The 10,599-nt window shown below is 72.7% G+C and carries 7 protein-coding genes; 5 read left to right on the forward strand and 2 right to left on the reverse strand.

Going from position 1 to position 10,599, the window contains the following annotated elements; genetic code table 11:
* Nucleotides 1–93 precede the first annotated feature (93 nt).
* The 3 genes from ACIBU0_RS29325 (at nt 94) to ACIBU0_RS29335 (ending at nt 5,653) form a co-directional block, all read left to right on the forward strand.
* Nucleotides 94–1,500, forward strand: a complete 1,407-nt coding sequence (locus tag ACIBU0_RS29325; protein WP_398824355.1) for an SWIM zinc finger domain-containing protein — start codon at nt 94–96, stop codon at nt 1,498–1,500.
* The gene (locus ACIBU0_RS29330) at nt 1,497–4,136 is read left to right on the forward strand and encodes a DUF6493 family protein (RefSeq protein ID WP_398824357.1); all 2,640 of its coding nucleotides are present in this window, start codon (nt 1,497–1,499) and stop codon (nt 4,134–4,136) included. Before ACIBU0_RS29325 ends, ACIBU0_RS29330 begins: the two co-directional genes overlap by 4 nt.
* Nucleotides 4,137–4,240: 104 nt before the next feature.
* On the forward strand, nt 4,241–5,653 hold the full coding sequence (locus tag ACIBU0_RS29335; protein ID WP_398824359.1) for a GNAT family N-acetyltransferase: 1,413 nt from the start codon (nt 4,241–4,243) through the stop codon (nt 5,651–5,653).
* On the opposite strand, the gene ACIBU0_RS29340 is transcribed toward ACIBU0_RS29335, so the two are convergent.
* Nucleotides 5,634–6,896 carry a trans-sulfuration enzyme family protein gene (locus ACIBU0_RS29340; RefSeq protein ID WP_398824361.1) on the reverse strand — a complete coding sequence of 421 codons (1,263 nt, stop codon included), beginning with the start codon at nt 6,894–6,896 and terminating at the stop codon, nt 5,634–5,636. The genes ACIBU0_RS29335 and ACIBU0_RS29340 overlap by 20 nt on opposite strands.
* Nucleotides 6,897–6,955: 59 nt before the next feature.
* Between ACIBU0_RS29340 and ACIBU0_RS29345 the strand changes: the two genes are divergently transcribed.
* Nucleotides 6,956–7,447, forward strand: a complete 492-nt coding sequence (locus tag ACIBU0_RS29345) for an Lrp/AsnC family transcriptional regulator (protein WP_398824363.1) — start codon at nt 6,956–6,958, stop codon at nt 7,445–7,447.
* A 32-nt stretch (nt 7,448–7,479) separates the two neighbouring features.
* Complete coding sequence (locus ACIBU0_RS29350) at nt 7,480–9,168, forward strand: DUF885 domain-containing protein (RefSeq protein WP_398824365.1); 1,689 nt, start codon at nt 7,480–7,482, stop codon at nt 9,166–9,168.
* Between the two features lie 17 nt (nt 9,169–9,185).
* Here the strand turns inward: ACIBU0_RS29350 and ACIBU0_RS29355 are convergent, their stop codons facing one another.
* Entirely contained in the window at nt 9,186–10,019 is an 834-nt protein-coding gene (locus ACIBU0_RS29355) for an SDR family oxidoreductase (protein ID WP_398824367.1), read from the reverse strand.
* Nucleotides 10,020–10,599: the final 580 nt, after the last annotated feature.

The raw sequence follows: 10,599 nt of genomic DNA on the forward strand, positions 1-10,599 counted from the left end.
TCGTTCCGCCCGCCAACCCGGCGAACGCCCCTTGCTGGAGCGCCTTTTCGCAGGTCGGAGCAGATTGTCAGTGGTCGCCTCTACGGTTTTTCCATGACGCGATCTTTGCAGGCCGTGGCCTATTGCCGACCCTCCGTGCTGGAGTCCGCGGCGGACGGACAGCGCCTGGGACTCGAGACCTCACGGGGTGCGACGCCCTCGGGCGTCGAGGACCATCCGCGGTTCTTCGCAGGGTTCCTGACGTCTCCTCAGGTGGCCTCCGCCGGGCTGCTCGCGGTGGCCGACGTGGCGGCCGCGCGGTACTACCAGCGGCAGCTGCGCGCCTCCCTCGACCCGGTGGTGACGGGCAACGGCGACCGGCTGCGCTTCGAGTCCTTCTCCGGCTGCGGCGGGGTGTACGCCCGGCTGGACGTGCTGGAGTCCGGCCTCGACGGGGGCGAGGTGGGGCACGGCACGACCAACGTCGACGTCAACAACCCGCTGCGCGAGGCCCTGTCCAGGATCGGCGCGGACGATCCGCTGCATCTGCGGGTGGGCCCCGAGGAGCTGGCCGTGACCACGCTGGACGGCCCGGTCGTGGAGAAGAAGGTGCCGCTGCCGGACCGCTGGCTGCGGGGCTTCGCGGAGGCGCAGGTGACAGCGGCCGGCTTCGATCTGCGGGCCGAGCTGCCGGCCGCCGAGGCGGTGCGGTTCCTGCGTGCGCTGCCGCGCGGTGGGACGCGCGGTGCCACGGGCGGCCCCAGGTGGGTGGTGCCGTCGGGAAGCACGTTGCGGCCGACCACGCGCGCGGTGCCCGGCGCGGTGTGTCTGCCCGGCCCGGAGCGGCTGGTCGCGCTTCAGCGGGTGCTGCGGTATGCCACGGCCCTGCGGGTGTACGGCCCCGCGGTCACCGGTGGTGCGGCTGCCACAGCCGGCGCCTGGGAGGCGGTCCTGCCGGGCATGCGACTGACGCTGACGTTGTCGCCGGACGCCTCGCGCGGCTTCTCCGGGGAGGGCGGCGTCCTCGACGCGCTCGCCACGGACGAGGCCGCCGAGGACGCGGAGCTGATCGCGGTGCTCCTCGCGTGGGAGCCCCGCATCGACGTCGCCGATCTGGCCGCCGCCTCGGGCCTCACGCCCGAGCGCGTACGGGTGGCGCTGATCCGCCTGGGCACGTCGGGCCGGGTCGGGTACGACACCGCGGAGGCGGCCTACTTCCACCGCGAGCTGCCGTACGACGCCGAGCGCGCGGAGCGGCACAATCCGCGGTTGCGCTCGGCCCGGGCGCTGGTGGCGGCGGGCGCGGTCACGCTGGACGGCGGCGTCGGGACGGTGACGGCCGAGGACGGCCATGTGCACCGGGTGCGGGACAAGGCGGGCGTGCTCAGCTGCAGTTGTCCGTGGTGGGCCAAGTACCGGGGCGGGCGCGGTCCGTGCAAGCACGCGCTGGCGGTGCGGATGGTGCGGCGGGGCGCGGTGGCGGAGCGGGAGACGGTGCGGGTCGACGGGGGTGTGGGATGAGTTCACTGCTGGACGCGGTACGGGCAGGGCGCACGGCTGACGTGGTGAGCCTGCTCGACGGGATGACGGATGCCGAACGACGGGCGCACTTTCCCGGTCTGAAGGAGCTGCGCAAGCAGCTGCGGGCGGACCAGTGGAGCGACGAGTCCCGGCGTGCCTACCCCGCCCTGCACGTGGCCGGGGCGGCGTGCCAGACCGGTGCGGCAGGGGTGGCGAGCTGGCTCGCGGCCTCAGAGATGCGCTGGTGGCGGGCGTCACCGGTTGTGCTGATCGATGTTCTGAGCGACCGGGAGACCGACTGGCTCGCCGATGTGGCCCATCGACTGGCACAGCGGCCGATCAGCGCGCGGGTTCCCTATGCGCTGATGGCCGGTCTGGTACGGCTCTCCGGCTGCCCGGCGCCCACAGCGGACGCGTACCTGCGGGGCTGGCTGGAGCACATCGGCGGCGGTTGGCAGCGCTCGGACACCATACTCGGTCGTCTCCGTCAGGAACCCCAGCTGACGCGCCTGGTGGCCGCGCTCTTCGAGACGGACGACATCGGCGCCATGGTGGGGTGGATCACCGGTGAGGGACCGGGCAGTTGGGCGGAGGCCCTCGCTCGGCTCACCGCCGAGGGCCTGCTCGACCGGACGACGACGGTGGACGCGTGCGTGGCCCGCCTTCTGCGGGGTGGCCGCGCCCCCGACCTCCGGGTGTTCCTGAGCCTGTTGAAGGCGCTCGAGCTGACGCGGGACGAGCAGCGGGAGCACACGGCCGACTGGATGGCACTGGCCTCCGACGCCCCGTCCGCCGTGGCGGGTCACGCCCAGTCGGTCCTGTCGTCGCTGGCCTTGGACGGCGAACTGACGACACAGCACCTGGTCGAGGTGTCGGGCGCCGTCCTCTTCCGCGCCGAGAAGAAGCTCGTGCGTGCCCAGCTGATCCTGCTGGGCAAGGTGATCGCCCGCGACGCGTCGGCCGCCGAGGCCCTGCTGCCCGCCGCCGCCCAGGCCTTCGGGCACGACGACTCGGACCTGCAGGAGCGGGCGCTGAAGCTGGTGGAACGGCATGTCGGCAAGGTCCAGGGCGCTCAGGTGCGGGACGAACTGGCGTCGGCCGCCGATCAGTTGATCCCCGTGCTGCGCGCGCGGGCGGTCCGGGGCCTGGGAGCGGCTCCTGCGCCCGCGGTACCGGTGGCATACGAGGAGGTGCTGCCGCCCGCGCCCGAGCCGGTGCGGCAGACACCCGCGCCGGAGTCGGTGAACGAACTCGCCGAGGAGGTCGGTGCGTTGCTGTCGTCCGGCGCGGACGTGGCGACGTTCGAGCGCACGCTGGACGGGTTGGTGCGCCATGCCCACCGGAACAGGGACGCGTTGGTGGAGGCACTCGGCCCTGTGGTCGCCCGCCTTTGGTGGATGAGCGCCGACTGCTCGCAGTACCGCTTGAACGACCACTTCAGCGGCCGGCCGCACCGTCTGGAACTCATCCTCGCGACGCTGCTCGGCAAGATACCCACGGACACTCTGCACGCCGCGGTGCAGCGCGGGGCGTCGGAGTCCGAGTGCGTACACGGCGCCCTGACCCGTGCGTTCAACGCCCGCGTCCGGGAGGTCGCCCACCGGATGCGCACGGAGCCGCTGCCCTTCCTGCTGTCCACTCCCACATGGGGCACCGGTCTGCTGGAGCCGGACGAGCTCGTGACGCGCCTCGACGGGTACCGGCGTCTCGGTGCCCGTGTCTCGCCGGCCGACTTCGCGCAGGCACTGCTGCGGGTGCGGCGCGACGACCGTACGGCGGCGAGGACGGCCGCGTTGCGGGCGGCCGGGCTCGGCACGGAGGAAGGGACACGGCTGGCGAGGTGGCTCACCGCGGACGGCCCGATCCTGCCTGTCGCGAGGCGGCGGACCGCCGGCCCGCGCATCCTGCTGGAGTGCGGCGAACTCCTGGAGCTGCAGGACGACTTTCCGCGGGAGTTCCGGCCGCTCGGCCGGCCGGTGAGCCTCCACGGTCACCGCCGGCACTGCTACCACTGGGACGACGGCATACGGCCGCACTGGATCGCCCTGCTGCCCGAACGCCGTGAACTCGTCGCGCTCAGGCTGCTGCACGACGTGTCGACGGTCGCCGTGGACGACACCCGGGGTACCGCGGCGATCCTCCCGCTCCTCGCCGAATCCGGCGGCGAGGCCGGCGAGGCCGTACACCTGGCGGTGGCGTACGGGCTGGCCGCACGGCATTCGGAGGACCGGCTCGCCGCCGTGGACGCCCTGCTGGTCCTGGCGGCGCGCGGGCAGCTCGACGCGGCCCGGCTGGGTGCGGATCTCGGGCAGCTGGTGCGGCGCGGGGCGGTGAAGCCGTCCCGGCTCGTGGAGTCGGCGCGAACGGCGGCGGCCACGGGGGCGCACGCCACCGTCTGGGCCGTCCTCCGGCACACTCTGCCCATCCTGCTCGCCGACCTCGCCACCGGCGGGACAGCCGCACCGGCACGGGGCACGGCAGATCTTCTGGCCGTCGCCGCGGAGTGCGCCGAGCGAACAGGGACGCGCGAGGAACTGCCGCACCTGGCGCGGACGGCGGACCGCCGTGGCTCGTCCCGGCTCGTGACCCAGGCCCGGCGGCTGCGCTGCGCACTGGCAGAGGGGGTGGCCGCCTGACGACTACCATCGCAAACCAGACATAAGCGCTCTTTACCGCCCGGTCACAAAGCGTTCGTGATCACGCAACACCCTTCCTTCACAGTGGCTGTATGAGTCGAGACATGTCTGATGTGACGCGCGCGAAGCACGGCCGTCCTGTACACCACTGGCGGCGCGACATCATCGAGCTGGCGGCGCTCTTCACGGCGGTGGCGGTGGCCGACGCCGTGGCGAACCTGATCGGCCACGGACCGGACGGACCGGCGCTGCTGCTGGTGTCGGCGGCTGCGCTGGCCGCCACGGCGGGGTTCCACACGTGGTGGGCACGCCGCCACGGTCACGCGCCGCCGACGAGCGATACCGGTGCCCGGCACCGCTCCCAGGAGCAGGCCGGGCCGTCGGACCGGACGCGAGAGGCGGCCGCGCCCGTGGCCGGGGAGAGCACGCTGTGGCGGATGCGGACGACGGTGAAGGACGAACCGGGGTCGCTGGCCGCGCTGTGCACGGCGCTCGCCGGGCTGCGGGTGGACATCCTGAGCCTCCAGACGCATCCGCTGGCCGAGGGCACGGTGGACGAGTTCCTGCTGCGGACACCCGGCGGGCTCTCGGCGGCCGAGATCACCCGTGCGGTCTCGGTGGCCGGAGGTGCCGGAACCTGGATCGAGCGGGCCGACGCCCATGACCTGGTGGACGCGCCGACCCGGGTGCTCGGCCTCGCCACCCGTACCGCCCTGGACGCTGCGGAACTGCCACTGGCGCTGCGGCAGTTGCTGGGCCGGTGCACGATCCGGTCGCTGCCCGCCGTGCCGGCCGGGGGCGGCCGGGGGCCGGAGCCGGTACCGGTGGAAGGGGCTCTGGAGGAGACCGTGATGCGGCTGCGGGCGCCTGAAGGTGGCGTGATCACGGTGGAGCGGCCGTATCTGCCGTTCACACCGACCGAGTTCGCGCGGGCACGGGCGCTGGTGGAGCTGGACGCCCGGCTCGGCTCGCGCGTGCCGCGCAGCCAGGACGTGCTGACGCTGCCCGAGGGCAAGGACATCACCGTGCGGCGGGCGGACACCGGAGATCTGGTGGCCGCGAAGGAGATGCACGAGCGGTGCTCGGCGGGGACGCTCAGGATGCGGTACCACGGGCCGGTCGGCGATGCCGACCGCTATCTCAACCATCTGCTCAGTCCGCGGTTCGGGCGGACGCTCGCCGTGCAGACCGCGTCGGGGCGCGTCGTCGGCCTCGGTCATCTGCTGTGGGACGGCGACGAGACGGAGGTTGCGCTGCTCGTGGAGGACGCGTGGCAGCGGCGGGGCGTCGGCAGCGAGTTGCTCCGCAGGCTGGTGGGGATGGCGGTCGAGGCGGGCTGCGAGAGTGTGTACGCCGTGACGCAGTCGTCCAACACCGGGATGGTCGCCGCGATGCGCGGGCTGGGGCTCCCCCTCGACTATCAGGTCGAGGAGGGGACCCTGGTGATCACGGCCCGGCTGGCTGCTCCCCTGATCGAGCCGGAGAGCGCCTTGGGGGTTACGAGCGAAGCGCCGTAGGGGCTGTGGCGCGATTGGCGACTACCGGTTCGCTGTGGCTGGTCGCGCAGTTCCCCGCGCCCCTTCGGGGGCGCCGGCGTTCCCCTAGTGCCTGGTCCAGATCAGTCCACAGATCGTCGACATCCTCAAGGCCCACTGACATCCGCAGCAACCGGTCGCTCACCCCCGCACCCCGGCGGTCGTCCGCGTCCACGATACGGTGGCTGATGGACGCCGGGTGCTGGATGAGGGTGTCGACGCTGCCGAGGCTCACGGCGGGGGTGATCAGCCGGACGCCGGCGATGACCTCGTGCGGGTCGCCGTTGACCTCGAAGGCGATCATCGCGCCGCCGATGCGCGGGTAGTGGACGCGGGCGACGCGCGGGTCGGCGGCGAGACGGCGGGCGAGCTCGGCGGCGGTCGCGGAGGCGGCCCGGACTCGCACGGGCAGGGTGGACAGGCCGCGCAGCAGCAGGTAGCCGGCGAGCGGGTGCAGGACGCCGCCCGTGGCGAACCGTATCTGCCGCAACCGTCCCGCGAACTCCTCGTCGCAGGCCACCACGCCCGCCATCACGTCCCCGTGTCCGCCGAGGTACTTGGTCGCGCTGTGCAGCACCAGCCGTGCGCCCTGTTCGGCGGGGCGCTGCAGCACCGGCGTGGCGAAGGTGTTGTCGGCGAGCAGCGGGACCGAGCCGCAGGCGTGGGCCACCGCCCGCAGGTCCACCTCGGCGAGGGTGGGATTGGCCGGGGACTCGACCATCACCAGGCCCGTGTCGGGCCGCAGGGCCTCGGCGATGCCGGCCGGATCGGTCCAGGTCACCTCCGAGCCCAGCAGGCCGGCGGTCAGCAGGTGGTCGCTGCAGCCGTAGAGGGGACGTACGGCGACGACGTGGCGCAGGCCCATCGAGGCCCGCACGAGGAGAACCGCGCTCAGCGCCGCCATGCCGCTGGCGAAGGCGACCGCGGCCTCGGTGCCCTCCAGGCGGGCCAGGGCGGTCTCGAAGCGGGCGACGGTCGGGTTGCCGAGACGCCCGTAGACGGGCGGGCCGTCCGGTTCCGCGCCGGTCGCGGCGAACGCGTCGATGCGATCGGCCTCGGCGCGGCTGTCGTACGAGGGGTAGGTGGTGGACAGGTCGATCGGCGGGGCGTGCAGGCCCTGCCGGGCCAGGTCGTCGCGGCCGGCGTGCACGGCCTCGGTGGCCAGTGCTCTGGGTGCTGGGCGGCGTACGCCGTCGTACGCGGGCGTGTCCAGGGGCGTGTCCATGACCGAAGGGTGAACAGTGACCGGGCCGCAGTGGCCGTGCTCCGTGCTACGTTCGGCCAATGGCCGAATCTGTCGTACTGGACCCGGTGGATCTCCAGCTGCTGCGACTTCTGCAGAACGACGCCCGGACCACCTACCGCGATCTCGCCGCGCAGGTCGGGGTCGCACCGTCGACCTGCCTGGACCGGGTGACCCGGCTGCGCCGCTCCGGCGTGATCCTCGGCCACCGGCTTCAGCTTGATCCCGCCAAGCTCGGGCGCGGTCTGCAAGCTCTGCTGTCCGTGCAGGTCAGGCCGCACCGACGGGAGCTGGTGGGGCCGTTCGTGGAACGGATCCGGGCCCTGCCGGAGGCGCTGAGCGTCTTCCACCTCACCGGCCCGGACGACTACCTCGTCCATGTCGCGGTGGCCGACATGGCGGATCTTCAGCGCCTGGTTCTGGACGAGTTCACCGCCCGCCGGGAGGTCGCCCGGGTGGAGACCCGGTTGATCTTCCAGCAGTGGGACTGCGGCCCCCTGCTGCCGCCTTCGCCCTCAGCTCAATCGGAGTGACGTACCGCGGCCCTCGTATGAGGATGGACCGCATGTCTGAGACCAAGAGCCTGCTGCCCCGTGAGGTCGCCGACGCGTATGTCGACGAGCTCATCGCCCTCGACCCGGTCACCGGTACGTACCTCGGCGTGAAGGAGAGTTCCAGCAAGCTCCCCGACCTCTCGCCCGCGGGCCAGGAAGCGCTCGCGGAACTGCAGCGCGCCACCCTCGCGCGGCTCGACGAGGCCGAGCGCCGGCCGGGCGCGGACAGCGACATCGAGCGCCGGTGCGCGCGCCTGCTGCGCGAGCGGCTGACGGCGGAGCTCGCCGTGCACGAGGCCGACGAGGGCCTGCGCAGGGTCGGCAACCTGGGCGTGCCCGCGCACTCGGTCCGCGAGGTGTTCACGGTCACGCCCAACCAGACCGACGAGGACTGGGCGGCCATCGCGGAGCGACTGCGCGCGGTGCCGGCCGCACTGGCGGGCTACCGCGAGTCGCTCTCCCTCGGGCTGGAGCGCAAGCTGTACGCGGCTCCGCGCCCGACCGCCACGTTCATCGACCAGCTCACCGAGTGGTCCGACACGGGCGAGGGCCGCGGCTGGTTCGAGGACTTCGCATCGGCCGGCCCCGAGTCGCTGCGCGCCGAGCTGGACGAGGCCGCCCGCGGCGCGACGGCCGCCGTGGTGGAGCTGCGCGACTGGATGCGCGACGTGTACGCGCCCGCGATCGAGGGCGCGCCGAACACGGTGGGCCGCGAGCGCTACGCCCGCTGGGCGCGGTACTTCAACGGCACGGACCTCGACCTCGACGAGGCGTACGCGTACGGCTGGTCCGAGTACCACCGGCTGCTCGGCGAGATGAATAAGGAAGCCGAGAAGATCCTGCCCGGCGCCGCGACACCGTGGGTGGCGCTGGCGCACGTCGACGAGCACGGCCGGCACATCGAGGGCGTCGACGAGGTCCGTGCCTGGCTCCAGGGCCTGATGGACGAGGCGATCGAGAAGCTGGACGGCACACACTTCGAACTCGCCGAGCCGGTACGGAAGGTGGAGTCCTGCATCGCGCCGCCCGGCGGTGCCGCGGCGCCGTACTACACGCCCCCGTCGGAGGACTTCTCGCGTCCTGGCCGCACCTGGCTGCCGACGATGGGCCAGACCCGCTTCCCGGTCTACGACCTGGTCTCGACCTGGTACCACGAGGGCGTGCCGGGCCATCACCTCCAGCTCGCGCAGTGGACGTACGTCGCCGGGAACCTCTCCCGCTACCAGGCCACCGTCGGCGGGGTCAGCGCCAACGCGGAGGGCTGGGCGCTGTACGCGGAGCGGCTGATGGACGAGCTCGGTTTCCTCACGGATCCGGAGCAGCGGCTCGGCTACCTCGACGCGCAGATGATGCGGGCCGCCCGTGTGATCGTCGACATCGGCATGCACCTGGAGCTGGAGATTCCGACCGACTCCCCCTTCCATCCGGGCGAGCGCTGGACGCCCGAACTGGCCCAGGAGTTCTTCGGCGCGCACAGCAGCCGTCCGGCGGACTTCGTGGAGAGCGAGCTGACGCGGTATCTGACGATCCCGGGCCAGGCCATCGGCTACAAGCTCGGCGAGCGGGCCTGGCTGCTGGGCCGCGACAAGGCACGCGAGCGGCACGGCGACGCCTTCGACCTCAAGGCCTGGCACATGGCGGCCCTGTCCCAGGGCTCCCTTGGCCTGGACGACTTGGTGGACGAGCTCGCCCGGCTCTGACGCGCGGGGCGGTCACCTCAACGCCGCCATCCTCCCTCCGAGTTGATGACCTCACCGGTGATCCAGCCCGCCTCGTCCGTGGCCAGCCACGCGATGAGGCGGGCCGGGTCGTCGGGCATGCCCCACCGGCCGGCGGGGAAGCGGGCCGCCACGGCCTCGTACGCCTCGCCGGTCAGGTAATCCGTGTCGACGGGGCCGGGATTGACGGTGTTCACCGTGATCCCCTGACCGGCCAGCGTGGTGGACAGGGAGCGGGTGATCGAGGCGAGGGCGCCCTTCTGGAGGGCGTAGGCGATCTCGCCGGGCATGCCGCCCGCCATGTCCTGACCGGAGGTCATCATCACGACGCGACCGCCGGGGCCGGCCGGTCTCAGCCGGGCATGGGCCTGGACGAGCAGCAGGACCGAGCGGGTGTCGACCGCCCAGTGCGCGTCGAGTCTCGCGGCGTCGATCTCGTCGAGCGTGCCGTCGGAGCCGCTCAGGGCATGGTTGGCGATCAGGATGTCGAGCCGTCCGCCGAGTGCCGAGGCCGCCGTGGCGATCAGTTCGGCGGGCGCGGCCGGGTCGGAGAGGTCGCCCGGGCCGGAGAGCACCTCGGCGCCGGGATCACCGAGTGCCTCGTGCACGGAGGCGACGACGTCCTCGGGGCGGTCGGCTCCCCACGGCATGGCGGCGTCGTGCGGCACATGGTGGTGCAGATAGACGCTCGCCCCGTACGCGGCGAGCCGCCGGGCTACAGCATGCCCGATGCCGGCGCGTCTGCTGGCTCCGGTCACCAGGGCGGTCCGGCCGCGCAGGGGCAGGGGGTCTCGGCGTAGGTCTTGGGGGGTGGGGTGCGGGAGTCGTGGCATGACAGATCATGATGCGGAGCGGCCGGGTGCGGCGCATCCGGTTTCTGCGCAGGCGGGCCCCCGGGGGAGTTGGTCGTTCGCCCGCGCCCGTGAGATCGGTGGGCCGCTCCTGCGAGCGCGCGGGGTCGGTATGTCGCGCGCGCGAGCCCGTGAAGTCGGCTGGCTGTGCGCGCATGCCCGTCAGGTGGACTGGTGGCGGGCGCGCGCCCGTGATGTCGAAGGTCGTGCACGTAAGCCGTCAGATCGACTCGTCATGCACGCGAGCCCGTGACATCAACTGGTCGTGCACCCAGGCCGTCAGATCGACTCGTCATGCACGCGAGCCCGTGACATCAACTGGTTGTCGGCGCGCGAGTCCATGACGTCGACTGGCTGTCGGCGCGTGCCCATCACGTCCACTGACCGTCGACGCGTGCCCACCACGCCCACTGACCGTCGGCGCGAGCCGACCACATCCATTGACCGTCAACGCAAGCCCGTGACGTCAACTGGTCGTGCACCCAGGCCGTCAGATCGACTCGTCATGCACGCGAGCCCGTGACATCAACTGGTTGTCGGCGCGCGAGTCCATGACGTCGAC

Origin of the sequence: Streptomyces sp. NPDC049627, from assembly GCF_044465645.1 — a bacterium.
Taxonomy (GTDB): domain Bacteria; phylum Actinomycetota; class Actinomycetes; order Streptomycetales; family Streptomycetaceae; genus Streptomyces.